Below are 25,093 nucleotides of genomic sequence, written 5' to 3' on the forward strand. Positions count from 1 at the left end.
GGTCACATTCGAAGGTGAATCATGTGCCGATGTGGCAAGCGATTCGAAGAGTGACAGCAGATCAGTGATCGGGTCGTACGTTGCGGTGGGGGACAGCTTCACCGAGGGCGTCGGCGACCCCGGCCCCGACGGGGCGTTCGTCGGCTGGGCCGACCGGTTCGCGGTATTGCTCGCGGACCGGCGGCCCGAGGGCGACTTCAATTACACAAACCTCGCCGTACGCGGCAAACTGCTCGACCAGATCGTCGAGGACCAGCTTCCGAAGGCCGTCGAACTGGCCCCGGACCTGGTCTCGTTCTGTGCGGGCGGCAACGACATCCTCCGACCCGGATCCGACCCCGACGAGGTGGCCGAGCGCTTCGAGCGGGCGATCGTCCGGCTCACCTCCGCCGTCGGCACCGTCATGGTGACAACCGGCTTCGACACCCGTGGCGTGCCCGTGCTGAAGCATCTGCGCGGCAAGATCGCCACGTACAACGGTCATGTGCGGGCCATCGCCGACCGGTACGGCTGTCCGGTGCTCGACCTGTGGTCCCTGAAGACCGTTCAGGACCGCCGGGCCTGGGACGACGACCGGCTGCACCTGTCTCCCGAGGGGCACACGCGCGTGGCGCTGCGCGCGGGCCAGGTCCTCGGCCTGGAAGTGCCGGCCGACCCGGACCAGCCCTGGCCGCCGCTCCCGGCCCGCGGCACCCTGGAGATCCGCCGGGACGACGTCCACTGGGCGCGCGAGTACCTGGTGCCGTGGATCGGGCGGCGCCTGCGCGGCGAGTCCTCGGGCGACCACGTGACGGCCAAGGGCGCGCTGTCCCCCGACGACATCAAGATGCGGATCGAATCGGTGGCTTGAGGCAGGCGCCCGGGCGGTGTGGGCCGCGCCCTGTTCGAAGGGCGCGGCCCACACGGCTGTCGTGGCCGTCGCGAACCGACCGCTCGGCGAGCGACGACCTCACCGCGCCGACGCCGTCAACGCCCCCCGCTCCAGCCCCAGTTCCCGGGCGAGCGCCTCGTCCACCCACTCCTGGGCACGCGCGCGTGACACCGCGCCCGGGTACGACGTCAGCTGCACGGCGAGCCCGTCGAGGAGGGCCGTGAGACGCAGGGCCGTTCCGGTGGGGTCGGGGCAGCGGAACTCGTCCGCGGCCACGCCCTGAGCGATGACCTCGGTGATGGCGGCCTTCCACTGCCGGTCGAGGTCCCGTGTGACCTTCTGCAACGCGGGCTCGCGCAGCGCCGCCGCCCAGCCCTCGATCCACAGCCGCCAGCCCTTGGCCTGGCCGGTCGGCGCGTACCAGCGCACTGCCGCCCGCAGCCGTCGCAGCGCCGTCGTACGACGGCCGAGGAGCCTGCGCAGACGGGCCAGGTCGCCCTCCGCCGCGTGCGCGAACGCGGCCGCGACCAGCTTCTCCTTCGTGGCGAAGTGATAGAGCACCAGGGCGTTGCTCACCCCGAGCGCCGAAGCCACGTCGGCGATCCTGACCGCGGACACGCCCCGCGCCTCTATCTGCTCGACGGCGGCCCGCAGCAACTCCTCGCGCCGCTCCGCCACGCTCAACCGCACTCTTGCCACGCGGTCACCCTAAAGCCTCGTCATGAGCCGTTCCTGTGGTCACGGTCGGGTGACCGTTCCTGAGGGCGTCACCGGTGTCGGCCGAAACGTTCGACGATCACCGGCAGCCGGTCGGCCGCGATGGCGTGCGCGGCGGCCCGTGGTGTCGTCCCGTCGGCCTCGGCGCGAGCCAGTGTGCGGTCGGTGAGGGCGCGCATCGAGCGTTGTGTGTGAGCGAACGCCTCGTCCGCATCAGGGCCGATGTCGCCGAACAACGTCCACCACCACCAGGCGTTCGTGGCCGAGTTGACCACGACGTCCGGCAGCACCGTGACACCCCGCGCGGCCAGCAGTTCCTCCGCCTTGGGCCGTACGGGCATGTTGGCCGCCTCAGCGATCCAGCGGGCGGTGATCCGCCCCTGGTTCGTGGCGTCGATCACGTACGAGACGGCTGCCGGCACCAGCACCTCCGCCTCGACCGCCAGCCAGGCGTCGCCCGGCAGTTCACGGTCGCCTGGACGCAGCGCTGCGCGGTCGACGGTGCCGTACGCGTCCCGTGCCGCCAGCAGACTCTCGATGTCGAGGCCCGCCGGGTTGGCGATGGTGCCCTTGATGTCGGCGACGGCCACGACCGTGAGCCCCGCGCGCGTGAGGAAGCGCGCCGTGGCCCCGCCCATGGTTCCGAGACCCTGTACAGCGACGCGCGTCCTCCAGTACGGCACACCGGCCCGATCCAGCGCCGTGAGCACCGACTCGGCGACCCCGCAGCCGCCGACCAGCTCGTCGAGCCCGATGCCGTCCACCTCGACCGCGAACGCGTCCGCGAGCCGACGACGGGCACCTGCCTCGTCGTCGAGCAGCGGATACACGGCCTGGATGGACGAGACGAGCCCGACCTCGGCGGACGCCCGGTCCACCACGTCCTGGGTGAGACCGAGGTCCTCGCCGGTGGTCCAGAAACTCTCGATGTACGGCCGCATGGTCCGCAGGTAGCGCACCAGGAGCCCGTACGCCTCCGGATCACGGGGATCACAGTCGATGCCGCCCTTGGCGCCGCCCAGGGGGACGTACCGCGCCTCGGGGTCGTAGTGCAGGGCCTCCTTCATGCTCATGCCGAGGGCGAGCCCGGTGACCTCGTCCAGCGTGCAGCCCGGCCGCATCCGCAGCCCGCCGCTGGACACGCCGCGCACCAGCCGGTCGACGACCAGGAAGCCCTGGCGGCCGGTGACGTGGTCGGTCCAGGTGAGCGACAGCAGGGGGGTGGTCATGGGGTCTCCGGGGGAGGGGGTGAGGGCGGCCGCGTGCCGCGCGCGGCTACTGAACGATGAGTCAGTATCGAAGTGCGGGCGGGGACATGTCAACGTTCGGAATGGATCGGGGGCCGTACGGGGTTGTCGGAGGGGCTGACCATAATGGACTTTCTCACCGACTCCATCTGGAGGTACCGTGGCCGGTTTCCGTTTCCCGAGCTCCGGGCTCCGTGCCCTGCGGCCCGAGGCCTTCGGCGTGGACCCGAGCGGTGAGCGCATGGCGCGCATCCGCAGATCCCCGCACTTCCGGGACGGGGTGTTCCAGAACCCCGGAGGCGCCGCCCGGACCAGACCCTCGGGCTCGATGACGGAGTTCGCGAAGGTCTTCTTCGACAAGGACACCCGTCCCCGCCGTGCCCCGAAGGGCACCGTGCCGGTGCACCCCACCACCTACGCCGACCTGGCCAAGCCGCCCGCCGGCGGGCTCCGCCTGACCTGGATGGGGCACTCGAGCGTCCTCGCGGAGATCGACGGCCACCGGGTGCTCTTCGACCCCGTGTGGGGCGAGCGCTGCTCCCCCTTCCCCTTCGCCGGGCCCAAGCGGCTGCATCCGGTGCCCCTGCCGCTCGCCGCGCTCGGCCCGGTCGACGTCGTCGTCATCTCGCACGACCACTACGACCACCTCGACCTGCCCACGATCAAGGCACTGGCCGGCACGGACACGCTCTTCGCCGTTCCGCTCGGCGTAGGCGCCCACCTCGAACACTGGGGTGTGTCCGCCCACCGGCTGCGCGAGCTGGACTGGCACGAGACGACCAAGGTCGGCGGACTCACCCTGACCGCCACCCCGGCCCGCCACTTCTGCGGCCGCGGACTGCGCAACACACAGCACACACTCTGGGCGTCCTGGGTCGTCGCCTCGGACGAGCACCGGATCTTCCACAGCGGTGACACCGGCTACTTCGACGGCTTCAAGGACATCGGTGCCGACCACGGCCCGTTCGACGCCACGATGATCCAGCTCGGCGCCTACTCGGACTTCTGGCCCGACATCCACATGACGCCGGACGAGGCCGTCCGGGCCCACCTCGACCTTCAGGGCGACGATCCGACTGTGGGCGTCATGCTGCCGATCCACTGGGGCACCTTCAACCTGGCGACGCATCCGTGGGCGGAGCCGGGGGAGTGGACGATGCGGGCCACGCACAAGGCCGGAGTCACGATGGCGGCCCCGCGCTGCGGTGAGCCCTTCGAACCTGACTCGGTGCCGCCCGTGACTCCGTGGTGGCGTGAGGCGGCAGAGGCGCCCGCCGAGGGCTGGTCGGCGTGGCCGCCGGTCGCTTCGGGTCCGGACGGCGCAGTCGTCGCCTAGAGCGGTCTTCACCTCGCGGGTGGCTGCTGAGACCGGCCCTGACGCGGTGGCGGTGGAACGTACGGCCGGACCGGGGCGGGTAGCCCGACCGGGGCGGCTGAACGTGTGAGGCCGGTGGGCGGCTGAGCGGGGGCGGTACCTGTGCGCGGTGGGGCGTGTGCGCGGGTGTCCGGGCGGGTCCGGGAGGAGATGCGCGTCCGGGGAGGGACCCGCGTCCGGGGGCAGAGCCCAGGGCGAGGTATGCCTCCGGGGGTGCCTCCATGTCTTTGGTCAAGTGGGGAGGGGCTTGCGCGGAAAATGCCCAGCCCTGGGCGACGTGAAGGTGGGCCCACCAGGAGTGCGAGTCCCGGGCGGGGTGATCAGGGCAGGTCTTCGTCCGGGTGCAGGTATGTGTCGTTCTCGGCGTAGTGGATGACTGCCTCGCATGCCTGTTGCGGGGAAGGAATGGCCCCGTCATGGTGCGCACGCCAGGTCTCCAGGACATCGCGGATCAGGGCGGTTTCCAGGAGGTAGGTGCGGCCCTCTGCGTCTGGTCGGCTGGTGCCTTCCCGGTTGGGGACAGCCGTCGCTTCGCTCTGCGCAGTCCAGGGCTCGCTGGCGAAGACGGTCAGACCGTCATCCCTCTCGGTCAGTTGGCTGATCAGTTCTGCAAGTGTCACGGGTACTCCGGCTCGGCTCATCGGCTGACTGTAGGGGAGAACAGTCATGCCGGGCCGGGAGGCCAGCGGCCCTCTTGCCGGACTGCGAAGAAGATGACGGGGGAGGCAGGTGGGCGCGGGTTTCGTGCGGGCATGCCCCTTCCTGTCGGGGCGAAGTTTTGCCGAGTGCGCGTCGGGGCCGGTTTTTGCCTGACGCAGAGCGAAACCGTGGGCGCGGTCATAGGCTCCGAGCGCCCCTGCGGGGCGGTTCGCGCGGGGCGCGTGGGAGTGCTTCTGTGCGCCCGCAGAACAGTGTGCGCCGATACGGGCGGTGACGTTCTGGGGGTCGAAGGGCTTGGGGTGCGGGGCGCTGAAACGTCCCGGCCGGGGCCGTCAGGGGCGAGGGAACGGCGGGTCGCCGAGGGGCGGGGCGTATGAAGCGCCCCGCCCCTCGACTTTTCTTCGTGACCACTTCTGACCAGGTCTGATCGCCCAGTTGCTCCTTGTGGGCGAACGGCGGAGCGGGTTATCGGTCTGTCGTACGAGACCTCATACCAGAGCGGGACGCTGCCTGTCGGACTTTGTCAACTGCCCACCGCACATGATGCGGAGGCGACTACTGTCAGTGTCCGTCGGGCGACACTGAGCCGAATTTCGTCGGCTCTGTCGACCGACATCGCGATGGCGCATGCCCGGGGCCGCGCAGACCCGCGCCTACACCCCAGGCCCCGACCGACGGACCAGTACGAGGACCCTGATGTCTCAACTCCGCGCCCCGGCCGCACGCGCAGACCGCCGTGAGGGCGGGCGGCACGGGCGCCCGTCCGCCCGCACCGCACCCGCGCTGCCCGAGACCCATATACGGCCCCAACTGCTGCGTCTGGCCGTGCTGCCACCCATCGCGGTGGCTCTCAGCGCCTGCGCGGCCGTGCTGTTCGTCGTGCGCACCACCGGAGCACGGCCGAGCCTCACCCTGTGGGGCGTGCTCGCCGGCGCGGTCTCGGTGACCCTCGCGGGCATCCTGATCGCCGCAGTGGCCGCCAACCGCACCGCCAAGTCCGTGAGCGACCGCATCGGCGCCCTGCGGCGCAGCAGCGCGCGCGGCGAGGCCGATCTGCGAACCGTCGTCGAAACACTGCGGCGCGGCGACGGGCCGCCGAAGCGCAAGGCGCGCAGCGGTCCGCCGGAGGACGCCGACGACTTCGAACTGCTCGCCGCCGACCTCGCCCGCGCCCACGACGGGGCCGTCACCGCCGTCGTCCAGGCCTCCCAGCTCTCCAGCCAGGCGGGCAGCGAACAGAAGCTCGAGGTCTTCGTCAACCTCGCCCGGCGTCTTCAGTCGCTCGTGCACCGCGAGATCTCGATCCTCGACGAGCTGGAAAACGAGATCGAGGACCCCGACCTGCTCAAGGGCCTCTTCCACGTCGACCACCTTGCCACCCGCATTCGCCGCCACGCCGAGAACCTCGCCGTGCTCGGCGGCGCCGTCTCCCGTCGGCAGTGGAGCAACCCCGTCTCCATGACCGAGGTGCTGCGCTCGGCCATCGCCGAGGTCGAGCAGTACTCCAGGGTCAAGCTCGTGCCGCCGATCGACGGCACCCTGCGCGGGCACGCCGTCGCCGACGTCATCCACCTGCTGGCCGAACTCGTCGAGAACGCCACGGTGTTCTCCGCCCCGCACACTCAAGTGCTGCTCCGGGCCAACCTCGTGACCTCGGGGCTCGCCGTGGAGGTCGAGGACCGTGGCCTCGGCATGCCCGTCGGCGAGCAGAACCGCATGAACGCCCTGCTCGCCGACCCCGACCAGGTCAACGTCGCCAGCCTGCTGGCAGACGGGCGCATCGGGCTGTTCGTGGTGTCACAGCTCGCCAAGCGGCACGGCATCCATGTGCGCCTGCAGACCAATATCTACGGCGGTGTCCAGGCCGTTCTCGTGGTGCCGCAGGCGTTGTTGGGGACGGAATCGGAGGGCCGGTCAGGCGCGGCGCGGTCGCAGGAGCAGGAACCGTCGCCGACTCCGCGGCATGAGGCGACGAGAACGTCCGTACCGCCGTACTCCCCGGCGCAGACCCGTCCGCAGCAGGCGTCGGTGCCGGTGCCGCCCCAGCAGCAGCGGCAGCCCGTGTCGGCCGCATCGGAGGGCGGGCAGCGGGGTGGGCAGCATGGCGAGCTGCGGGGTGCGGGCGAGGCGGCACCGGGGACGCCGGGTCGGCAGGAGCCGCAGACCGGCGGAAGGGGTGGCGGCGCGGCGCCCGGCGCGAACGGCAGCGGACCGGCACCGCTGCCCGTACGCGGCGCCCACGAGGGGCGTGCCAACCCGGCGGAGGCCGTGCCCGGCATCAGGCCCGACGAACGCCGGCGCCTCGAGGAGAACAACGTCACACCGCCGACCCCGCGCAACAACACCGTCCGCGGAACCATGGGCAAGCCCCAACTGCCCCGTCGCCGGGCCCAGGAACACATCGTCCCCCAACTCCGCGACGGCCCCGCCCCGCGCCAGGAATCCGAGTACCTCGCCGGGCACGACCCCGGGTTGATGGCGGCCTTCCAACGGGGGGTCGGGCTTGCGGAGACGCAGCAGCACATGGAGTCGGCGCATATGGATGCGGCACTCGTGGAGACCGGGCATGTGGGGGCCGGGTACATGGATGCCGGGCACGTGGAGGCCGGCTGGATGGATGCCAGGCACGTGGGGGCCGGACATATGGATGCCGGGCACATGGGTGGCAGGCATATGGATGCCGAGCACATGGCCGACGGGTCCGCGGAGTTGGGGCGCGGGGAATCCGGACGCGGGGAGCCGGGCCACGGGGGCGGGCACACAGATGCGCTGCATACGGACGCAGGACACATGGATGCGCGGCACATGGGCGCCGGCCACATGGACGCGCCGCACACGGCGTCAGGCCGCTCGGCGTCAGACCGCACGGTGTCGGGCCACACGACGTCTGGCCACATGATCTCCGGCCACGTGGTCCCGGGGCACATGGGCGCGGGCCACATGGACTCGGCACACACGCCCAGCGCGCAGCCGACCACATCCGCATCCGCAGCCGCCTACACGCGCTCGCCACACACGACCTCTGACCTGAGGTCGCCCGACCCCGAGCCGACGCGCCCGGAGCCCACGTCCCCTGAGCCCACTCGCCTGGACTCCGTGCGTCCCGCGTCGATCCGTCTGGAGCCGACGAGCCTCGACACAGGCCACCCGCAGCCCACACGCCTGCACCCGACCTCCCTGGACGCACTCCACACCGACGTGACCCCCCGGCCGCCCATGGACGTATCGCCCATGGACCCGACCCACATAACTGAGACGTACCCCGGGTCCGCGCCCGGCACCGACCACACCACCCGGCACGACGGGAGCGCACCAGCCGGATGACCACGTCCCTGACCAGCTCGAAGTCCGCCTGGAAGACCACCCCCACCCCCAGCGCTCCCGCAGACCTTCGTACCTCAAGGAGTCGATCCATCATGGCGAGCGAAGCGCCGACCGCCCATGTGTCCGATCTCGACTGGCTGATGAGCGGCCTCGTACAGCGCGTACCGCACACCAGCAGTGCGGTACTCCTCTCCTGCGACGGGCTCGTGAAGTCGGTTCACGGCCTCGACCCGGACAGCGCCGACCACATGGCCGCCCTGGCCTCAGGCCTGTACTCCCTAGGCCGCAGCGCCGGGGTCCGCTTCGGTGACGGCGGGGACGTGCGGCAGGTCGTCGTCGAACTCGACTCGACCCTGCTCTTCGTGACCACGGCCGGTTCCGGCACCTGTCTCGCCGTGCTGGCCGGTCGTGAGGCCGACGCGGCGGTGCTGGGCTACGAGATGGCGATGCTGGTCAAGAGCGTCCGCCCCTATCTGGTGACCGCACCCCGCCAGCACTCCGTCGAACCGCCGGCGATGAGGCCTTGAACGTGACGGCGGCCGGCGACGGGCCCTGGCTCGACGACGCGGCCGGACGGCTGGTGCGGCCTTTCACGGTCAGCAACGGCCGTACCCGGCCCACCGTCGCGCTCGACCTCATGTCGCAGGTGATGGCCACCGGGGCGACCCCCCTCGGCTACCTGGGCCCCGAGCACGAACAGGCGCTCGACCTGTGCCGCGCCCCCGTCTCGGTCGCCGAGGTCGCCGCCCACCTGAAGCTGCCGGCGGTGGTCACCAAGGTGCTGCTGTCGGACCTCGTCGACGGCGGGGCGCTCACCACCAAGCCCCCCGAGTTCCACCACAACCCGACAGACCGGGCTCTTCTGGAGGCAGTGCTCGATGGACTACGACGACAGCTCTGACCCGTTCCCCACCGCACTGAAGATCTTGGTGGCGGGAGGGTTCGGGGTCGGCAAGACGACTTTCGTTGGCGCGGTGAGCGAGATCGCGCCGCTCAGCACGGAGGAACTGCTCACCACGGTCAGCGCCGCGACCGACAGCCTGGAGGGGGTCGAGAACAAGGTCGAGACGACGGTCGCCATGGACTTCGGCCGCATCACGCTCGATCCGGAACACGTCCTGTATCTGTTCGGCACGCCCGGACAGGAACGCTTCTGGTTCATGTGGGACGAGCTCTCGGAGGGCGCGCTCGGCGCGGTCATCCTCGCAGACACCCGGCGACTGGAGGACTGCTTCGCAGCCGTCGACTTCTTCGAACAGCGGGGCCTCGGATTCATCGTCGCGATCAACGAGTTCGACGGCGCCTACCGGTACGACGCCGAGGAGGTCCGCGCCGCCATCGACCTCGACCCGGAGATCCCCGTCGTCCGCTGCGACGCCCGGATCTCCAGCTCCGGTGTCCAGACCCTGCTGACCCTCGTACGGCACCTCATCGCCCATACGCCGGCACACGCGCCGAGCCACGGCGCCCACATGTGACACCCGCACACCCCAGGACGGAGCCGCATATGACCTACGCCCACAGCGACGGAATCCGCCCATGAGCTACGGCCCACCCCGCCCGATCGCTCGCCTACTGCTCACCCCCGAGGACAAGGAGGCCCCTGCCCGCGCACAACGACTGCTGATACTGGGCCTGGGAGAGCACGCGGACCCGGCCCTCGACGTCTTCGCGGACCATCTCGCCGCACTCACCGGGGCGCCGTACGCGATGGTCAACTTCATCGGCGAGGACGTGCAGTTCTTCGCCGGCCTGCATGTGCGGCACGCCGTGAGCCTTGCGCGAGCCGATGACACCAAGCCGCAGCTGGGCCGCCATATGGAGCGCGACCATGGGTTCTGCCCCCATGTGGTCGTCCGACACAAGGCGCTGGTCCTGGAGGACGTTCGCGACTATCCGCGGTTCGCGGGGAACCCGATCGTCGACGAGTTCGGTATCCGCTCCTACCTGGGCGCCCCGCTGATCGACTCCACCGGGATGGCGCTGGGCACGGTGTGCGTCGCCGACGTGGAGCCGCGGCCGTGGGGGAAGGCCGGGTTGGAGACGATCAAGGCGTCGGCGGCGGAGCTGGTGGTACGGCTGGAGCGCCGGGCGGCGGACGGACTGCCGTTGTAGGCATCGAGTGCCTTGCTGGACAAGGGAATTGACCGCTCGTACCCCTTCGGCGGTGACGGCCGGGTTCGGGGCGACCGAGTCGTGGCGTACGGGAGGCGGCGTACGGGAAGTGCCGCCGTCGGCTCCGGAGCTGATCGCGTACCTCGAGGGTGGACAGCGAGCGCGAGGGAGTGCTCGCGGAGGGCGTGAAGGGGAGGGCGTGAAGGAAAGCTGTGGCGCCGCTTAAGAAATCCTCGATGGACCGGGGCCCCGTGGTGCGGCAGATTGCTACGCGATTCCACCCCTCTCCCCGGTTGCGGGTTCCCTCGGCATGCCCGCGGCCCGCAGCCGGGACTCACCCTCAGGAGCCGTAGCGTTGAAGGCGCTGGTCAAGGAGAAGGCGGAGCCCGGGCTCTGGCTCGCGGACGTTCCGGAACCCGCCGTGGGACCCGGCGACGTACTGATCAAGGTGCTGCGCACCGGGATCTGCGGCACCGATCTGCACATACGGTCCTGGGACGGCTGGGCCCAGCAGGCGATCCGCACCCCGCTCGTGGTCGGGCACGAGTTCGTCGGCGAGGTCGTGGGGACCGGCCGTGACGTCGCGGACATCGCCGTGGGTGACCGAGTGAGCGGCGAGGGCCATCTCGTCTGCGGCAAGTGCCGCAACTGCCTCGCCGGACGGCGCCACGTGTGCCGGGCCACCATCGGCCTCGGCGTCGGCCGCGACGGTGCCTTCGCCGAGTACGTCGCCCTGCCTGCCGCCAACGTCTGGGTGCACCGCGTGCCCGTCGACCTGGACATCGCCGCGATCTTCGACCCGTTCGGCAACGCCGTGCACACCGCGCTGTCGTTCCCGCTGGTCGGCGAGGACGTCCTGATCACGGGCGCCGGTCCGATCGGCCTGATGGCGGCGGCCGTGGCCCGGCACGCGGGTGCGCGCAACGTCGTGATCACCGACGTGAGCGAGGAACGGCTGGAGCTGGCGCGCAAGATCGGCGTGAGCCTTGCGCTGAACGTGTCGGAGTCGAGCATCGCCGACGGACAGCGCGAACTCGGCCTGCGCGAGGGCTTCGACATCGGCCTGGAGATGTCCGGCCGCGCCGAGGCCATGCGCGACATGATCGCCAACATGACGCACGGCGGCCGTATCGCCATGCTCGGCCTGCCCGCGCAGGAGTTCCCGGTCGACTGGGCCCGGATCGTCACCTCGATGATCACCATCAAGGGCATCTACGGCCGCGAGATGTTCGAGACCTGGTACGCGATGTCCGTCCTGCTGGAGGGCGGCCTCGACCTCGCCCCCGTGATCACCGGCCGGTACGGCTACCGCGACTTCGAGGCGGCGTTCGCCGACGCGGCGAGCGGCCGCGGCGGCAAGGTCATCCTCGACTGGACCGCGTAACTCACCGCGTAACTCCCCTCCACCGCAAGCACCTTCAGGAGCTTTCCGATGTTCGACTCCGTGCGCGACGACCTGCGCGCCACCCTCGACGAGATCCGCGCCGCCGGCCTGCACAAGCCCGAGCGCGTGATCGGCACCCCGCAGTCCGCGACCGTCGGCGTCACCGCGGGCGGCCGCCCCGGCGAGGTCCTCAACTTCTGTGCCAACAACTACCTCGGCCTCGCCGACCACCCCGAGGTGATCGCCGCCGCCCACGAGGCGCTGGATCGCTGGGGCTACGGCATGGCCTCGGTCCGCTTCATCTGCGGCACGCAGGAGGTGCACAAGGAGCTGGAGGCGCGGCTGTCCGCCTTCCTCGGCCAGGAGGACACGATCCTGTACTCCTCCTGCTTCGACGCCAACGGCGGCGTGTTCGAGACGCTGCTCGGCCCCGAGGACGCGGTGATCTCCGACGCGCTGAACCACGCGTCGATCATCGACGGCATCCGCCTGTCCAAGGCCCGCCGCTTCCGCTACGCCAACCGTGACCTGGCCGATCTGGAAAGCCAGTTGAAGGAGGCACAGTCCGCGAGGCGCCGGCTGATCGTCACCGACGGCGTCTTCTCCATGGACGGCTATGTGGCCCCGCTGCGCGAGATCTGCGACCTCGCCGACCGCTACGACGCCATGGTCATGGTCGACGACTCGCACGCCGTCGGCTTCGTCGGCCCCGGCGGCCGCGGCACGCCCGAGCTGCACGGCGTCATGGACCGCGTCGACATCATCACCGGCACCCTCGGCAAGGCACTCGGCGGCGCGTCCGGCGGCTACGTGGCGGCCCGCGCCGAGATCGTCGCCCTGCTGCGCCAGCGCTCGCGGCCGTACCTCTTCTCCAACACGCTGGCCCCGGTGATCGCGGCGGCCTCGCTCAAGGTTCTCGACCTGCTGGAGTCGGCGGACGACCTGCGCGTGCGGCTGAACGAGAACACCGCGCTGTTCCGCCGCCGGATGACCGAGGAGGGCTTCGAGATCCTCCCCGGCGAGCACGCCATCGCGCCCGTGATGATCGGCGACGCGGCCAAGGCGGGCCGGCTGGCGGAGCTGCTGCTGGAGCGGGGCGTGTACGTGATCGGCTTCTCGTACCCGGTCGTGCCACAGGGCCAGGCCCGCATCCGTGTCCAGCTGTCCGCCGCGCACTCGACGGACGACGTCAACCGTGCCGTCGACGCCTTCATCGCGGCCCGGGCGGAACTGGAAGCCTGACGTCCGGCCGGCCCGGACATATTGCGATAATCGATCTCATGATCGAAGCGCGGCGGCTCCACATCCTCCGTGCGGTGGCCGACCACCGTACGGTCACGGCGGCTGCCGCCGCGCTGTATCTGACCCCGTCGGCGGTCTCCCAGCAGCTCACGGCTCTGGAACAGGAGACGGGCCACCGCCTGGTGGAGCGCGGCGCCAAGGGCGTACGGCTGACCCCGGCCGGCGAGATCCTGCTCAGCCACACCAACGCGGTCCTCGCCCAGCTGGAGCGGGCGGAAGCCGAGCTCGCGGCGTACAGCTCGGGCGCGGCCGGCACGGTCACCGTCGCCTCCTTCGCGACCGGCATCGCCCAGGTCGTCGCGCCGGCGGTGGCCCGCCTCGCCAGGACAGCCCCCGGCATCCGCATCCGCGTCCAGGACGCCGAGGGCGACGCCAGCCTGCCGATGCTGCTGGACCGGCAGGTCGACATCGCGGTGGCCGTCGAGTACCGGGGGGCGCCGCCAGCCGACGACCCGCGCCTGGCCCACGTACCGCTGTACGCCGAGCCCTTCGACGCGGTCGTCCCGGTGAGCCACCGCTTGGCCGATGCGGCCGAGGTCCCGCTGGCCGAGCTGGCCAAGGACCCGTGGATCGGCCCGTACCCCGGCAACCCCTGCCATGACGTGGTCGTCCTGGCCTGCGAGAACGCCGGCTTCCAGCCCCGCCTCGAACACTCCTCGGACGACTTCCGCGCTGTCGTCGCCCTCGCCTCGGCCGACGCGGGAGTGGCGCTCGTACCGCGCTCGGCGCTGCGCGGCATGGACCTCACGGGCGTCGTCGTACGACCCGTGGACGGGGTCGCGCCCACGCGCCGGGTCTTCGCGGCCGTACGGCGAGGTGCCGAGGAGCATCCGTTGATCCGGCCGGTGCTGGAGGCGCTCGGGGAGGCGGCGGGGGAGTGAGCCTGCCGTAACGCCGCTGTTTCATATGTGGGATAGCGTCCCGGATATGAAACAGAAGGCAGGTGATGGTGCAGCCCCGGACACGGTCGACACCCGCCTCGGCGCCCGCCTGGCCGAGTTGCGGGCCGAGCACGGCTGGTCCCTCGGCGAGTTGGCGGAACGCACCGGTATCAGCCGCTCGACCCTGTCGCGGGCCGAGCGCGCGGAGATCAGCCCCACCGCCTCGCTGCTGAACCGGCTGTGCCACGTCTACGGCCGGACCATGTCCCAACTGCTCAGCGAGGTCGAGTCCGAGCCCGCGCTGTTGGTGAGGGCGGCCGAGCAGCCGGTGTGGGAGGACCGTGCCTCCGGCTTCGTACGGCGGTCGGTGTCGCCGCCGCACGCCGGGCTGCGCGCCGAACTCGTCGAGGGACGGCTCACCGCGGGCGCCGACATCGCGTACGACCGGCCGCCCGTACCGGGGTTGGAGCAGCACATCTGGGTGCTGGAAGGGGAGCTCGACGTGACGGTTCAGGAAGTCGAGCACCGTCTCGGTGCCGGGGACTGTCTGCGGATGCGGGTGTGGGGGCCGACGCGGTTCCGGTGCCCGGGGCCCGGAGCGGTGCGGTATGCGCTGGCGGTGGTGCTGCCGTGATCGTGACGCGACTGGGCGAAGAGCAACTGCTGGACCGGATGGAGGAGTTGGTCGACCTGCTGGTGGACACCGTGGAGAGCGGTGCCTCCGTCGGCTTCCTCGCGCCCTTGGACCCTACGGCGGCCATGGCCTGGTGGAAGGAGCGCGCGGCCGGCGTCGGCGCCGGGCGGCTGGCCGTGTGGGTGGCGCAGGAGGGCGGGCGAACCGTTGGCACCGTCAGCCTCGACTTCCCCGACAAGCCGAACAGTCGCCACCGGGCCGAGCTGGTCAAGCTGATGGTGCACCGCGATGCGCGGGGACAGGGCCTCGGCCGCACACTCCTCACCACCGCGGAAGAGGCGGCGATCGGCGCGGGAGTCACCCTCCTCCACCTGGACACCGAGACCGACAGCCTCGCCGAGCGCCTGTACGACTCGGCCGGCTGGACCCGCGCCGGGGTGATCCCCGACTACGCGGCGAGCCCGGCCGGAGTTCTGCGGCCCACGACGATCTATTACAAGTACCTGTGACCGGTCGCCCGATTGTCGGTGCCGCCTGGAACACTCGCCGTTGGAGCTGGGCAGGGGGCGCCGGAGCCGAGTTGGGCCGATGAATACGTCTACCGGGGCACCTCTCACCAGGTGATTGTCAGTGCCGGCGGCTACCGTGCCTCTCATGCCGGATGCCGAAGACGTACGCCGTATCGCCCTGTCTCTGCCGGACACGACGGAGAAGATCGCCTGGAGCATGCCCACGTTCCGGGTCGCGGGCAAGATGTTCGCCACGCTGCCCGAGGACGAGACCTCCCTCGCGGTGCGCTGCCCCAAGGAGGAGCGCAACGAACTCGTCCTGGCCGAGCCGGAGAAGTTCTGGATCGCCGACCACGAGGCGCAGTTCGCCTGGGTGCGGGCCCGGCTCGCCGCGATCGAGGACGAGGACGAACTGCGCGACATCCTGGCCGACTCCTGGCGCCAGGCCGCACCGTCGCGCCTGCTGGACGCCTACCCCGAGTTGGGACTGCCGACGGGGAAATGATCCTCCGCCCCGGACGCCCCGGATCTCCCGGACGCCGCGGATCTCCCGGATGCCCGGATAAAGGAGTGCGCGACCACCGACCCGAGTGCGGTATTGTTTCCATGCGCGTTCGGCCAGGGGAAACCCCAGGTCAGACGGCACCGGGACGTGGCGCAGCTTGGTAGCGCACTTGACTGGGGGTCAAGGGGTCGCAGGTTCAAATCCTGTCGTCCCGACCAGCTTTGATGCAGGTCGGAAGCCGTTCTCTCGTTTGCGGGAGGGCGGCTTTTCGCGTTCCTGGAGGGCTGGTGGTCGCACTGTGGTCGCAGGCCGGATCTGGGGAAAACTCGCGGTGGCGGAGAAGCCGGGCGGGGCGGGGGAGCGGTGCCGGTTGAGGGCTTCGCGGAGCCGCTGGATGTGGTCGCGTGGTGATCGCAGCCTGCTCAGCCGGGCCTGCCGGTCGGCATTCTGCTCGGCCCGCGTGAGCGTCTGCTCGATGGTGTCGACGGCTTCGCGGGCAGCTTGCCGGGTGAGGTGGCTGTAGATGTTGGCTGTGGTCGACAGGGTGGAGTGGCGCAGGGTCTTGGAGACCACGGTGAGGGGGACGCCGGCGGTGATGGTGAGGGTGGCGGCCAGGTGGCGCAGGTCGTGAACGGTCACCGGGGGGACGTCGGCTTCGTCGGACAGTTGTCGGAGCCGGTCGAGGACGGAGTGCGGCCGCAGCGGTCGATCATCGGTCGCTACTTCTACACCTTCCCTACGCTGCGTCTGCCGCGAGAGGATAGGGAACTCGGTGTCTCCTGCACCGACGCGGACAACGGCGTCACGACGACCGAGTACGACCGCTTCGACCGGCCGGTGAAGGTCTCCGACTCGTCCCCGTCGACGGTGACGTACACCTACGATCACGAGTCCGAGCCGCGCGGCCCGGCCGCCTCGATGACCGACTCGGTTGCCGGCAGCTTCACCGCGCAGTACGACGTCGACGGCACGGTCGTGAAGGAGACCCTCCCGGGCGGCTACACCATGACCCGGACCGGAGGGAAGGCCGGTCTGCCCCACCAGAAGACGTACACCCGGGACTCCGACGGCGCGGTCCTGTTGTCCGACACCATCACGGAGAACATCCACGAGGAGTGGACGACACACTCCGGCGGGGCCCGCGTGGGCGAGTCGCAGGAGCACACCTTCGACGCGATCGGACGGCTCACCAGGGTCGAGGACACGTACGACAACGTGCGCACCACCCGGACGTACACCTTCGACGAGCGCACCAACCGCACCGGGCTGAGCACGGCGGTGGCGGACAACGGCGCCGACTGCACCACCGGCGGCGCCACATCGGTCACCACACCCACGACAGCGCCAACCGCCTCATGGCCTGCGGCTACGCGTACGACGCGTTCGGCCGTACGACCGCGATGCCCGGCGGGAGGACGGTTGCGTACTACACCAACGACCTCGTCCGGCAGCAGACGGTGGGCGACTCCCGCCAGACCTGGATGCTGGACTCGGCGGGCCGCTTCCGCGGCTGGACGACCGAGTCCAATGCCTCGGGCACCTGGACGCAGACGGGCTCGCGGACCAACCACTACGGCGACGTCTCCGACAGCCCACGGTGGATCACGGACCAGTCGGGTGGCGTTGCCCGTATAGTGGCCGGCCTCGCCGGTGGCCTGTCGGCGACTACGGGGGCATCGGGCGCCGTGATCCTCCAACTCACCAACCTGCACGGGGACGTCAACCTGCTGCTGCCGCTCGACACGTCGGTCGCGCCGACCGCGCTGAGTGCCGACGAGTACGGCAACCGGCGCGTCGGGACCGAGGCCGTCCGGTACGGGTGGCTCGGTGCTGAGCAACGTTCGGCGGAGACGGCGACCGGCGCCCTGCTGATGGGTGTTCGCCTGTACAACCCGGAGACCGGCCGTTTCCTGTCGACGGACCCGGCCTTCGGCGGCAGCCGCAACGCCTACGAGTACGCCGGGGCCAACCCGGTCAACCACCTTGACCTGGACGGCCGCTGGTACAAGAAGCGGACCTGGTACTACTCGTGGGGCAGGCTGACCGGTGAGTACTGGTCGCCGAGCTCGTGGTGGAGCGGCTCGTCGAGGATCCGTGTCACGGCCACCCTGAGTAAGCGTTGGACAGGGCGGATCGCGGACTACGGCTGGTACCTCTACATCATCACCGGTGCGATCGGCTTCTTCGAGGGGTGATCTTCCTCCCCGCCGCGCCGGCGATCGCGGCCGTCACGGTTGCGATCGAGGTCATCCTGGGCACGATCCAGCTCCTCGCCACGAACGCCCGTAACCGGGGCCAATGCCTGACGATTCGGGGCGGGGCACGCGTCAAACACCGGATTCCCCAGCTACCCCTGGGGCACGTACGCCTACCCGTGGCGGGGCCGATGCTGCGGTTTCCCGCCGATCAACAAGGAACGAGAAAGGGCGAGATGAGAAGAAAAGCGGCGTCCCTGCTGCTCATTGCCACCGCGGCCACCGTGGCGGTCATCGCGACGGCGATGACCCTCCTGGAGGGCGCACAGGCGGGCGCACCGGGCTTCTGGATCGCCACCGGCGCGGCGCTGCTGGCCTGGGGCGTCGAGCGGCGAGCCGGCTGACCCGCCGCATCCGGCATTGACGGAGATCGTGGCCAGGGGCGGGTGCTCGAACGCCCGCCCCTGGCCGTGTCACCTCGGCCCGGCAGCCGGACCGAGCGAGAAGCCCTCGGGGACGGACGCCATCCGGCCCCGAGGGCTGGGCACGGCGTTGGTGCTGTGGTTCAGTCGCCGTCGAGATGCTTGATTTTCTCGAACGGGTAGGCCCCACGATCACGACGGCCATCCCGTAGAGCGCGAAGACCGCCAGCCCCCAGATGGAGACCGACTTACCGCCGCCGCTCAGGATGACGCTGCCGATCGGCACGAGCGGCGCCACGCTGAGCACCGCAGCGCCGGTGCACCAGAAGGCCACCAGCGCTCCCGGGGCGGCCTCACTTGCAAGATCCACCTCGCCGGTGAAGGCGGACGCCGCCCGCTGGCCTTGCTGATCACGCCGGGCCAGTGGGGCGACGCCCCGCAACTCATCCCCGTAATGGAACACATCCGAGTTGCCCGTCTCGATGGCGGGCGTCCGCGCACCCGGCCGGGCCATCTCGGCGGCGACAAGGCGTATTCCTCCCGCCGCAACCGCCGCTACCTGCGACGACGCCAGATCAAGCACACTATCCCCGAACTCAGGAACCAGCGGGCCAACCGCCAGCGCCGGGGCAGCGAGGGCGGCCGGCCCACCGGCTTCGACAAGACGATCTACAAGAGGAGGAACGAAGTTGAGCGAACGACCAATGCCCTCAAGAACTTCCGGGCTGTGGCCACGAGGTTCGACAAGCGTGCCTACGTCTTCCACGGCACCGTCACCGTCGCTTCGATCAGACTCTGGCTCCGCTTGTGACCAGCCGAAGGGGCCTAGACGCCGGTCCGTCCGTCGACGAGCTCTCGCACGATGTCGAGATGCCCGTTGTGTCGGGAGATCTCTTCGATGAGGTGGAGGATCACCCAGCGGAGGTCCACGTGGCGGCCGTCGCTGATGGGTCGCTCGGCCCTTGAGTTCAAGTCGTGGCCGGACAGCAGGCGACGGTAGCGGTCGCTCTGCTCCTCATATTCGGCCAGAAGCTGGGCCAACGGGATGTCGACAGCTGTCCGCATCTCGGGGTCGGGGTCGTCGTCACTCGCCTGCGTGAGCGGACCCGCTGGTTCCTCCCCCAGGAACATCACTTGGACCCAGTGATACTCGACCCACCGCAGATGGCTGATCAACCCGCACAGGGTCATCAGCGGTGAGTTCGGGAGCGGGGCCCTGCGGGCGTCTTGTGCGGACACGCCCTCGCACTTGGCTCGCGCCGTGTCACGGGCGTAGTCCAGGAACGTGATCAGCTGCGTGCGCTCGTCCCAGGTGGGAGGCGTATCGGTTCGTTGAGTCATCGCGGGGAGTTTCCCGCAGGTCGGACGGGCGGTCGAGTGATTAATGAGCGGGACCCCGTCGAGAACTGCCTCATCCGCCTTGGGCACGCCGGCCCGGCAAGATCCGCCGGACAGGCCCTGGCAATGGTTGCTGTCGGGAGCGATCGGCCAGTCAGTCCTGGGCGGAGGCTGCGGCGGCACTCTCCTCGCCCTTGCGCTGAGCCCGCTTGCCATACATGGCCGTCCAGGCGGCGAGAGCGCCGAACACGCCGTAGACCAGGATCGGGCTCAGGATCACCATCGTGTCGGTGCTCAGCGTGTACGCCAGCCCGATCCGGACCATGGCCTCCAGGCAATAGGCCACACCCCAGACCGCCGTCATCGTCGCCATGGTCTTCCGGAAGCCCTCGAACTGCCACAGGCTGTTCCACCATGCAATGCTCCCGGCGGAGCCGTCGGTGGCGAACTTGCGGCCGAAATAGAACATCAGCGGGCGCGGCGCCAGCAGCGTCGCCAGACACAGCACGCCGAACAGTCCAGTGACACCCGAGTCCTTGACCAGCAGAGCGCGCGCCGAGTGCCCGCCGACGAACGGCACCACTGCCGTGATCGTGAGGAATACCAGGGTGACGACGGCGAATTCGTCGAGGCGGCGCCGCCACAGCAGGTGCACGGCGTTGTCGAGCACGGGCCAGACACCGCTCGCCAGCAGCGCGGCGAACTCACTCCAGCCGTGATCACGGAGCGCGTTGTACGTGATGATCGGAGCGACGACATTCAAGGCGATGGTGACGACCCAGCCGCCGACGGCGGCGCTCTTGGACCGGGCGGGCGGCATCAAGCGTCCATCGGTCTGCGCTGCCTGCGCGTGCGATGCGTTTCGAGTGACCTGCGTGGCGTCCTGAATGGGCACGGTCCCCCTGAAAGTGCCTGGTGAATACGGTACGAAGAACGTAGGGCAGGCGCGTAGAGCGAGTACAGGGCCCACATGCCAAATGATCACCATTTCTGGACGGAGCGCTCGATTCCGAGAGCGATCACATGTGCTGTGCGCAGTCAACGGCTGTCACCCCATCGTCTGGCCCTCCGGGACCTGCCGCTCACCGCACACCAGCGGGTCGTCTCGACGAGGAAGAAGGGCCGATTGCTCACCACATACCGACACCCCACTGCTCACTACACCCGGATTCCAGCGTTCCCGACTGCGCCCGGCCGGACGGTTTGTACGGGCATCGCCGGGCGAGCGGAGGGAGAATTGAGAGGGCATCCCGGCGCGCTGAAGGCGGTGGGAACCATGGCGCTGCCGTTGGTTGTGGGCGTCGATGGCTCGGAGCCCAACCTCCACGCCGTCGACTGGGCCGTGGACGAGGCGGCCCGTCACGGTCTCCCGCTGCGGATCGTGCACGCCTCGCTGTGGGAGCGGTACGAGGGTGCGGCCCTGGCGGACACTCCCGGCGCCGTGTCGGATGTGGTGACCGAGCACGACCTCGCCGAGAGTGTCGTGGCGCGAGCGGCCCAGCGTGCCCGGCAGCACGCGCCAGAGCTGGAGATCAGTACCGGCGTGGTGCCGGAGGATCCCGTGGCGGCCCTGCTGGGCGAGGCGCGTCTCGCCGATGCCGTCGTGACCGGGGTACGAGGCAGGGGCCCGATCAGGGAACTCCTGCTCGGCTCGGTCAGCCTCTCCCTCGCGGCCCGGGCCCCCTGTCCGGTCGTCGTCGTGCGCGGCCGGGTGGAGAACAGACATGCCACCAACGGCCGCATAGTTCTGGGAGTCGGCGGTGCCACAGCTCCGGCCGCAGTCCGGTATGCCCTCCGGGAGGGCGCGGTGCGCGGGTGCGAGGTCGAGGCCGTACGGGCCTGGCGTCGCCCGGCGCACAGGACTGCACCGCATCCGCTGCTGACCGGGGAGCCCGCCCATGGCCGAGGAGGACCACGCCGCGGCTCTGCTCGACGAGGCATTGGACGGCGTTGCCAAGGAGTACCCCGGCGTGATCGTCCGCCCGGACTCAGCAGGCCCGCTCCTCATCTCGACGCGGCCCCCTGGCACTTCGGGCTCCCGCCCGGCGTGTGGGCCAAGCGGTACGTCATCATGCTCACCGTCCAGTAGCCGTGATCCCCACCCCGCCGGAGCCGACCGGCGCGCCCTGGCTGTTGGGTCCCGGCCGTGGCCGGGTCCCTTCAGCCTTGCGGTGATTACTGCCCGGGACCCGGCGTCCGGGCGTGAGGTACGGAGTGCCGGGCGGGGTCAGTCGTGATGCCGGTGCCGGGGGTGATGATCTCGCCCTCGATGACGCGGGGAGCCGCCTCTTCCGCCTGCTGAGTGGCCGCGGCCTGTTCCTCCTTCATTGCCTTGGCCTCGGCCTTGAGGATGCGAGCCGACTTGCCGGCGGAGCGGGCGAGGTCGGGGAGGCGCTTGGCGCCGAGGATGACTATGACGACGATGAGGAGGATCGCGAGTTCGCTCAGTCCGAACATGCGGGTTCTGCCTTCTGGTTGGCCCGGGCCGGGTACGGCGCGAGCGTAAACGGGGAGTCGGGGTGGCGACGGTGGCGTCTCGGGCTCTGGTGGGCTGCCCCTGAGGCGGCAGGCGCCGGGTGCGCAGAGCGGCGAGCGACCGGACTTGTACCCGGGGGTCGGCCGGTGGCTACAGGTGGGGCGCGATGGAGGGCAGCAGGTCCTGGAAGGTGCGGCCGGTGGCGGGCTCGCCGATGGCCTTCATCTGCCAGGTGCCGCCGGTGCGGTGGACCTTGGCCATGATCTGGGCGGTGTGGTGGCCGCCGCCGGTGAGGGTGTAGCGGGCGAGTTCGGCTCCGGTGGTCTCGTCGACCAGGCGGCAGAAGGCGTTCTGTACCTCGGTGAAGGTCTGGCCGGTGAAGGAGTTGACGGTGAAGACGATCTGGTCGACGTGGGCGGGAACGCGGGCCAGGTCGACGAGGATGCTCTCGTCGTCGCCTCCGGCACCGGCCCCGCCGGTGAGGTTGTCCCCGGTGTGCCGGATGGAGCCGTCGTCGCTGGTCAGGTGCTGGAAGAAGACGACGTCCGCGATCTGTCCCGAGGCGAACAGTACGGCGGAGGCGTCCAGGTCGATCTCGCGTGGGCCGGTGAGCTTGGCGAGGAGGCCTTTGCGGGGTGCGGCCTCCCAGCCCAGGTCCATGCGGACGGCAGTCAGGGCGCTGCCGTCGGATTTGCTGAGGCTGATCTGCTGGCCCTTGCTCAAGTTGACCGACATCAGGGGTGCTTCTCCTTCGGGTGTGCGGGCGTCGGATGCGGCGGCGCTGTGGGGTGCGGGCTAATGAGTGTGCGAGGAGGCGCCGTTGGGGTCGGCGGGCGGGGCGCCGGGGGGCGGCTGCTCGGGCGGCGCGGGGCCCAGGAGCGGATCCTGCCGGATGTACTGACGCAGGTGGGGCAGCATGCCGCGGTCCAGCAGGGCCTGCTGCCAGTTCAGGCGTGTCTGCTCCAGCCGGTCGGCGTGCGGCGCGCCGCCGCGTCGGCGTATCGCGGTGTGCAGCAGCGCGGCGAGGGCGATGAGCGTGCCGGCCGCCGCGACGAGCGCGAGTACCCAGCCGGCGGTGACGAGCGAGCCGGGCAGCGTGCCCTGTACATCGGCCAGTTGGAGCAGGTAGCCCAGGACGAGCAGGACCGCGGCGGACGTGGCGGACACGGGCGGCGTGAGCACCATGAGGGCGGGCAGCAGGGTGCCGTCGGCGGCTGGGCGGCGCGGGCTGCGCCGGGCGGCCGTGCGCACGGCGACGTACTCCTGGTATTCGTCCGAGGCCGCCGCCGTGATCTCGTCGGCGGCCTTGAGCGCCGTGGTGCGCAGGCGGTTGGCGGCCTGGCCGGTGGGGTCGGCGTTCAGTGCACTGCGGATGTCAGGGGTGCTCAGCGCCAGGTGCAGCACCGCTTGGAAGTCTGCTCGGTCCTCCGGGTGCAGGCGGGGCGGGCCGGTCACGTGGTCTCGCTCTCCTGACGGGACGGGACGGAAGGGCGGTGCGTCGGCATCGACGGACAGCCGCCCTGCGGAAGGTGGCCGCCGGGCCTGCTCCTCAGCGGCGGGCCCGACGGCGTGGCCCGTGCGAATTCAGACGTTGACGCCGAAGTCCGAGGCGATCCCGGCCAGGCCGGAGGCGTAGCCCTGGCCGACGGCGCGGAACTTCCACTCCGCGCCGCCCCGGTACAGCTCGCCGAAGACCATCGCGGTCTCGGTGGAGGCGTCCTCGGACAGGTCGTAGCGGGCGAGTTCGGCGCCGCCGGCCTGGTTGACGACGCGGATGAAGGCGTTGCGGACTTGGCCGAAGCTCTGCCCACGGCCCTCGGCGTCGTGGATGGACACCGGGAACACGATCTTGTCGACCTCGGCGGGCACGGCCGCGAGATTGACCTTGACGACCTCGTCGTCGCCCTCGCCCTCGCCGGTGAGGTTGTCGCCGGTGTGCTCGACCGAACCGTCCGGGCTGGTGAGGTTGTTGTAGAAGACGAAGTGCCGGTCGGACAGGACCTTGCCGGACGCGTCGCACAGGAGGGCGGAGGCGTCGAGGTCGTAGTCGGTGCCGGTGGTGGTGCGCACGTCCCAGCCCAGGCCGACCAGGACGGCGGTCAGGCCCGGTGCCTCCTTGCTGAGCGAGACGTTGCCGCCCTTGGACAGGGAAACTCCCACTGCGAACTCCTCCTTGGCATGTGTGGTCAAGGCCCGCGGCACGGACCCGGACCAACAATCTACACACCTGTAGAAGATGTTGAAGGGTGGCACGCGGGCGGGTGGTCCGATGCGGTCACTTCGAAGGGGTCGTTCAGTCCCGGGAGTTACCGAACAGGAGGCGGAAGATGATCAGCAGCACAAGTGCACCCGCGATCGCCGAGCCCCAGGTCGCGGCGTCGAAGAACTCCCGCTGGACCGGCCGGTCGAGGAATTCCGCCGAGAGCCAGCCGCCTACGAAGGCTCCGGCGATGCCGATGACGGTCGTGCCGATGCAGCCGCCCGGGTCGCGTCCGGGCAGGATCGCCTTGGCGATCGCTCCTGCGAGAAGTCCCAGTGCCAGCCATGCGATGACACCCATGTCTTCCGTGCCCCTTCCGGCGATCCTTGCCTGTGGTGGACGTGTCCGGGCAGCTTATCTTCTACACTTTTGTAGATGCTGTGGTGGTGGGCTGGAGAGACTCGTCGCGCGGCACGGAGGCGTCCTGGGCGTCTATACGATGTCCCGTCGGGAAGCAAGCGGCAGCTGAAGGGAGACAGGGCGTGGCAGAACACCGGCAGCGTCCCCGGCGGCGGGGGCAGGGTGAGCTGGAGGCGCAGGTTCTGTCGGCGCTCCGTGAAGCGGACGGCCCCGTGACCGCCGGCTGGGTGCAGGACCGGCTCGGCGGGGACCTCGCCTATACGACCGTGATCACGATCCTGACCCGGCTGCTGGCCAAAGGTGCGGTCACCCGGGAGCGCGCGGGCCGGTCCTTCTCCTGGACGCCCGCCTCCGATCAGGCGGGCCTGGCCGCCCGGAAGATGCGCAAAATGCTGGATGCCGAGAGCGACCGGGAAGCGGTTCTGGCCAGTTTCGTGACGGGCCTTGGCCCGGATGACGAGCGGCTGCTGCGCGAACTGCTGGGTCAGTCCCGGAGCGAAGGGGAAGACTGACACCTC

At 70.3% G+C, this 25,093-nt stretch carries 28 protein-coding genes, 1 tRNA gene and 2 pseudogenes; 19 read left to right on the plus strand and 12 right to left on the minus strand.

Annotated features, from left to right (window positions below; all coding sequences use genetic code 11):
- Nucleotides 1-64 precede the first annotated feature (64 nt).
- Nucleotides 65-850 (plus strand): SGNH/GDSL hydrolase family protein, encoded by a 786-nt coding sequence (locus ADL12_RS05720; protein ID WP_062699176.1) that lies wholly within the window; start codon nucleotides 65-67, stop codon nucleotides 848-850.
- A gap of 99 nt (nucleotides 851-949) precedes the next feature.
- On the opposite strand, the gene ADL12_RS05725 is transcribed toward ADL12_RS05720, so the two are convergent.
- Both ADL12_RS05725 and ADL12_RS05730 read right to left on the minus strand, forming a co-directional pair.
- The gene (locus tag ADL12_RS05725; protein WP_208614479.1) at nucleotides 950-1,570 is read right to left on the minus strand and encodes a TetR/AcrR family transcriptional regulator; all 621 of its coding nucleotides are present in this window, start codon (nucleotides 1,568-1,570) and stop codon (nucleotides 950-952) included.
- Nucleotides 1,571-1,638: 68 nt separating this feature from the next.
- On the minus strand, nucleotides 1,639-2,817 hold the full coding sequence (locus ADL12_RS05730) for a Glu/Leu/Phe/Val dehydrogenase dimerization domain-containing protein (RefSeq protein WP_062699181.1): 1,179 nt from the start codon (nucleotides 2,815-2,817) through the stop codon (nucleotides 1,639-1,641).
- 178 nt (nucleotides 2,818-2,995) lie between these two features.
- On the opposite strand from ADL12_RS05730, the gene ADL12_RS05735 reads away from it, so the two are divergent.
- Entirely contained in the window at nucleotides 2,996-4,171 is a 1,176-nt protein-coding gene (locus ADL12_RS05735; RefSeq protein WP_062699183.1) for an MBL fold metallo-hydrolase, read from the plus strand.
- A gap of 359 nt (nucleotides 4,172-4,530) precedes the next feature.
- On the opposite strand, the gene ADL12_RS05740 is transcribed toward ADL12_RS05735, so the two are convergent.
- Nucleotides 4,531-4,830, minus strand: a complete 300-nt coding sequence (locus ADL12_RS05740; RefSeq protein ID WP_062699184.1) for a hypothetical protein — start codon at nucleotides 4,828-4,830, stop codon at nucleotides 4,531-4,533.
- A gap of 736 nt (nucleotides 4,831-5,566) precedes the next feature.
- Here ADL12_RS05740 and ADL12_RS05745 point away from each other — a divergent pair.
- The 12 genes and pseudogenes from ADL12_RS05745 to ADL12_RS05800 all read left to right on the plus strand — a co-directional run.
- Nucleotides 5,567-7,273: pseudogene (locus tag ADL12_RS05745) on the plus strand (sensor histidine kinase); the annotation flags it as partial.
- Between the two features lie 1,013 nt (nucleotides 7,274-8,286).
- Nucleotides 8,287-8,721, plus strand: coding sequence for a roadblock/LC7 domain-containing protein (locus ADL12_RS05750; RefSeq protein ID WP_062699186.1), 435 nt, complete (start codon nucleotides 8,287-8,289; stop codon nucleotides 8,719-8,721).
- Between the two features lie 2 nt (nucleotides 8,722-8,723).
- Nucleotides 8,724-9,095 carry a DUF742 domain-containing protein gene (locus ADL12_RS05755; RefSeq protein ID WP_062699188.1) on the plus strand — a complete coding sequence of 124 codons (372 nt, stop codon included), beginning with the start codon at nucleotides 8,724-8,726 and terminating at the stop codon, nucleotides 9,093-9,095.
- Entirely contained in the window at nucleotides 9,073-9,672 is a 600-nt protein-coding gene (locus tag ADL12_RS05760) for a GTP-binding protein (protein ID WP_062699190.1), read from the plus strand. The genes ADL12_RS05755 and ADL12_RS05760 overlap by 23 nt, the downstream gene beginning before the upstream one ends.
- Before the next feature lie 61 nt (nucleotides 9,673-9,733).
- The gene (locus ADL12_RS05765) at nucleotides 9,734-10,309 is read left to right on the plus strand and encodes a GAF domain-containing protein (protein ID WP_062699192.1); all 576 of its coding nucleotides are present in this window, start codon (nucleotides 9,734-9,736) and stop codon (nucleotides 10,307-10,309) included.
- A 355-nt stretch (nucleotides 10,310-10,664) separates the two neighbouring features.
- Nucleotides 10,665-11,693, plus strand: coding sequence for an L-threonine 3-dehydrogenase (gene tdh, locus ADL12_RS05770; protein WP_062699195.1), 1,029 nt, complete (start codon nucleotides 10,665-10,667; stop codon nucleotides 11,691-11,693).
- Between the two features lie 48 nt (nucleotides 11,694-11,741).
- Entirely contained in the window at nucleotides 11,742-12,935 is a 1,194-nt protein-coding gene (locus ADL12_RS05775) for a glycine C-acetyltransferase (RefSeq protein ID WP_062699197.1), read from the plus strand.
- A 38-nt stretch (nucleotides 12,936-12,973) separates the two neighbouring features.
- A complete protein-coding gene (locus ADL12_RS05780) occupies nucleotides 12,974-13,876 on the plus strand; it encodes a LysR family transcriptional regulator (protein WP_062699199.1) in 903 nt (300 codons plus the stop codon).
- Nucleotides 13,877-13,922: 46 nt separating this feature from the next.
- Nucleotides 13,923-14,510 (plus strand): helix-turn-helix domain-containing protein, encoded by a 588-nt coding sequence (locus ADL12_RS05785; protein WP_062699201.1) that lies wholly within the window; start codon nucleotides 13,923-13,925, stop codon nucleotides 14,508-14,510.
- The gene (locus ADL12_RS05790; protein WP_062699203.1) at nucleotides 14,507-15,019 is read left to right on the plus strand and encodes a GNAT family N-acetyltransferase; all 513 of its coding nucleotides are present in this window, start codon (nucleotides 14,507-14,509) and stop codon (nucleotides 15,017-15,019) included. Before ADL12_RS05785 ends, ADL12_RS05790 begins: the two co-directional genes overlap by 4 nt.
- Nucleotides 15,020-15,164: 145 nt before the next feature.
- Entirely contained in the window at nucleotides 15,165-15,524 is a 360-nt protein-coding gene (locus ADL12_RS05795; protein WP_062699205.1) for an MmcQ/YjbR family DNA-binding protein, read from the plus strand.
- Nucleotides 15,525-15,665: 141 nt separating this feature from the next.
- Nucleotides 15,666-15,742, plus strand: a tRNA-Pro gene (locus ADL12_RS05800).
- Here the strand turns inward: ADL12_RS05800 and ADL12_RS49685 are convergent.
- Nucleotides 15,705-16,634 (minus strand): tyrosine-type recombinase/integrase, encoded by a 930-nt coding sequence (locus ADL12_RS49685; RefSeq protein ID WP_341846341.1) that lies wholly within the window; start codon nucleotides 16,632-16,634, stop codon nucleotides 15,705-15,707. The genes ADL12_RS05800 and ADL12_RS49685 overlap by 38 nt on opposite strands.
- Nucleotides 16,523-16,852: a hypothetical protein gene (locus ADL12_RS56120; RefSeq protein WP_244187785.1), complete on the minus strand. Its 330-nt coding sequence runs from the start codon at nucleotides 16,850-16,852 to the stop codon at nucleotides 16,523-16,525. The genes ADL12_RS49685 and ADL12_RS56120 overlap by 112 nt, the downstream gene beginning before the upstream one ends.
- 27 nt (nucleotides 16,853-16,879) lie before the next feature.
- On the opposite strand from ADL12_RS56120, the gene ADL12_RS05810 reads away from it, so the two are divergent.
- The 3 genes and pseudogenes from ADL12_RS05810 to ADL12_RS05820 all read left to right on the plus strand — a co-directional run.
- Nucleotides 16,880-17,719, plus strand: coding sequence for an RHS repeat-associated core domain-containing protein (locus ADL12_RS05810; RefSeq protein WP_062699209.1), 840 nt, complete (start codon nucleotides 16,880-16,882; stop codon nucleotides 17,717-17,719).
- Between the two features lie 236 nt (nucleotides 17,720-17,955).
- The gene (locus tag ADL12_RS53735; RefSeq protein ID WP_159053087.1) at nucleotides 17,956-18,123 is read left to right on the plus strand and encodes a hypothetical protein; all 168 of its coding nucleotides are present in this window, start codon (nucleotides 17,956-17,958) and stop codon (nucleotides 18,121-18,123) included.
- A 307-nt stretch (nucleotides 18,124-18,430) separates the two neighbouring features.
- Nucleotides 18,431-18,952 (plus strand): annotated as a pseudogene (locus ADL12_RS05820) (IS5 family transposase); the annotation flags it as partial.
- Between the two features lie 14 nt (nucleotides 18,953-18,966).
- Here ADL12_RS05820 and ADL12_RS05825 read toward each other — a convergent pair.
- Together ADL12_RS05825 and ADL12_RS05830 are read right to left on the minus strand one after the other, a co-directional pair.
- On the minus strand, nucleotides 18,967-19,482 hold the full coding sequence (locus ADL12_RS05825) for a DinB family protein (protein WP_062699216.1): 516 nt from the start codon (nucleotides 19,480-19,482) through the stop codon (nucleotides 18,967-18,969).
- A gap of 151 nt (nucleotides 19,483-19,633) precedes the next feature.
- Nucleotides 19,634-20,374 carry a VC0807 family protein gene (locus ADL12_RS05830; protein ID WP_341846342.1) on the minus strand — a complete coding sequence of 247 codons (741 nt, stop codon included), beginning with the start codon at nucleotides 20,372-20,374 and terminating at the stop codon, nucleotides 19,634-19,636.
- A 342-nt stretch (nucleotides 20,375-20,716) separates the two neighbouring features.
- On the opposite strand from ADL12_RS05830, the gene ADL12_RS05835 reads away from it, so the two are divergent.
- Nucleotides 20,717-21,568 carry a universal stress protein gene (locus tag ADL12_RS05835; protein WP_244187786.1) on the plus strand — a complete coding sequence of 284 codons (852 nt, stop codon included), beginning with the start codon at nucleotides 20,717-20,719 and terminating at the stop codon, nucleotides 21,566-21,568.
- An 86-nt stretch (nucleotides 21,569-21,654) separates the two neighbouring features.
- Here ADL12_RS05835 and tatA read toward each other — a convergent pair whose 3' ends face one another.
- The 5 genes from tatA to ADL12_RS05860 form a co-directional block, all read right to left on the minus strand.
- Nucleotides 21,655-21,936, minus strand: a complete 282-nt coding sequence (tatA, locus tag ADL12_RS05840; protein WP_062699220.1) for a Sec-independent protein translocase subunit TatA — start codon at nucleotides 21,934-21,936, stop codon at nucleotides 21,655-21,657.
- 169 nt (nucleotides 21,937-22,105) lie between these two features.
- Nucleotides 22,106-22,690, minus strand: a complete 585-nt coding sequence (locus tag ADL12_RS05845; RefSeq protein ID WP_062699222.1) for a TerD family protein — start codon at nucleotides 22,688-22,690, stop codon at nucleotides 22,106-22,108.
- A 60-nt stretch (nucleotides 22,691-22,750) separates the two neighbouring features.
- Nucleotides 22,751-23,410 (minus strand): hypothetical protein, encoded by a 660-nt coding sequence (locus ADL12_RS05850; RefSeq protein WP_062699224.1) that lies wholly within the window; start codon nucleotides 23,408-23,410, stop codon nucleotides 22,751-22,753.
- Nucleotides 23,411-23,539: 129 nt separating this feature from the next.
- Nucleotides 23,540-24,115: a TerD family protein gene (locus ADL12_RS05855; RefSeq protein WP_062699226.1), complete on the minus strand. Its 576-nt coding sequence runs from the start codon at nucleotides 24,113-24,115 to the stop codon at nucleotides 23,540-23,542.
- A 133-nt stretch (nucleotides 24,116-24,248) separates the two neighbouring features.
- Nucleotides 24,249-24,515, minus strand: a complete 267-nt coding sequence (locus tag ADL12_RS05860; RefSeq protein ID WP_062699228.1) for a GlsB/YeaQ/YmgE family stress response membrane protein — start codon at nucleotides 24,513-24,515, stop codon at nucleotides 24,249-24,251.
- 182 nt (nucleotides 24,516-24,697) lie between these two features.
- Here ADL12_RS05860 and ADL12_RS05865 point away from each other — a divergent pair, with 182 nt between their 5' ends.
- The gene (locus ADL12_RS05865; protein ID WP_062699237.1) at nucleotides 24,698-25,087 is read left to right on the plus strand and encodes a BlaI/MecI/CopY family transcriptional regulator; all 390 of its coding nucleotides are present in this window, start codon (nucleotides 24,698-24,700) and stop codon (nucleotides 25,085-25,087) included.
- Nucleotides 25,088-25,093 lie beyond the last annotated feature (6 nt).

The organism is Streptomyces regalis, from assembly GCF_001509475.1.
GTDB lineage: Bacteria > Actinomycetota > Actinomycetes > Streptomycetales > Streptomycetaceae > Streptomyces > Streptomyces regalis.

What these genes read in the sequence shown, in the direction of transcription:
- ADL12_RS05760 (WP_062699190.1), top strand. Translation starts at nt 9,073, where the DNA reads ATGGACTACGACGACAGCTCTGACCCGTTCCCCACCGCACTGAAGATC.
- ADL12_RS05795 (WP_062699205.1), top strand. Translation starts at nt 15,165, where the DNA reads ATGCCGGATGCCGAAGACGTACGCCGTATCGCCCTGTCTCTGCCGGAC.
- ADL12_RS05750 (WP_062699186.1), top strand. Translation starts at nt 8,287, where the DNA reads ATGGCGAGCGAAGCGCCGACCGCCCATGTGTCCGATCTCGACTGGCTG.
- ADL12_RS05845 (WP_062699222.1), bottom strand. Translation starts at nt 22,690, where the DNA reads ATGTCGGTCAACTTGAGCAAGGGCCAGCAGATCAGCCTCAGCAAATCC.
- ADL12_RS05775 (WP_062699197.1), top strand. Translation starts at nt 11,742, where the DNA reads ATGTTCGACTCCGTGCGCGACGACCTGCGCGCCACCCTCGACGAGATC.
- ADL12_RS05730 (WP_062699181.1), bottom strand. Translation starts at nt 2,817, where the DNA reads ATGACCACCCCCCTGCTGTCGCTCACCTGGACCGACCACGTCACCGGC.
- ADL12_RS05810 (WP_062699209.1), top strand. Translation starts at nt 16,880, where the DNA reads ATGGCCTGCGGCTACGCGTACGACGCGTTCGGCCGTACGACCGCGATG.
- ADL12_RS05825 (WP_062699216.1), bottom strand. Translation starts at nt 19,482, where the DNA reads ATGACTCAACGAACCGATACGCCTCCCACCTGGGACGAGCGCACGCAG.
- ADL12_RS05785 (WP_062699201.1), top strand. Translation starts at nt 13,923, where the DNA reads ATGAAACAGAAGGCAGGTGATGGTGCAGCCCCGGACACGGTCGACACC.
- ADL12_RS53735 (WP_159053087.1), top strand. Translation starts at nt 17,956, where the DNA reads ATGAGAAGAAAAGCGGCGTCCCTGCTGCTCATTGCCACCGCGGCCACC.
- ADL12_RS05765 (WP_062699192.1), top strand. Translation starts at nt 9,734, where the DNA reads ATGAGCTACGGCCCACCCCGCCCGATCGCTCGCCTACTGCTCACCCCC.
- ADL12_RS05860 (WP_062699228.1), bottom strand. Translation starts at nt 24,515, where the DNA reads ATGGGTGTCATCGCATGGCTGGCACTGGGACTTCTCGCAGGAGCGATC.
- ADL12_RS05780 (WP_062699199.1), top strand. Translation starts at nt 12,974, where the DNA reads ATGATCGAAGCGCGGCGGCTCCACATCCTCCGTGCGGTGGCCGACCAC.
- tatA (WP_062699220.1), bottom strand. Translation starts at nt 21,936, where the DNA reads ATGTTCGGACTGAGCGAACTCGCGATCCTCCTCATCGTCGTCATAGTC.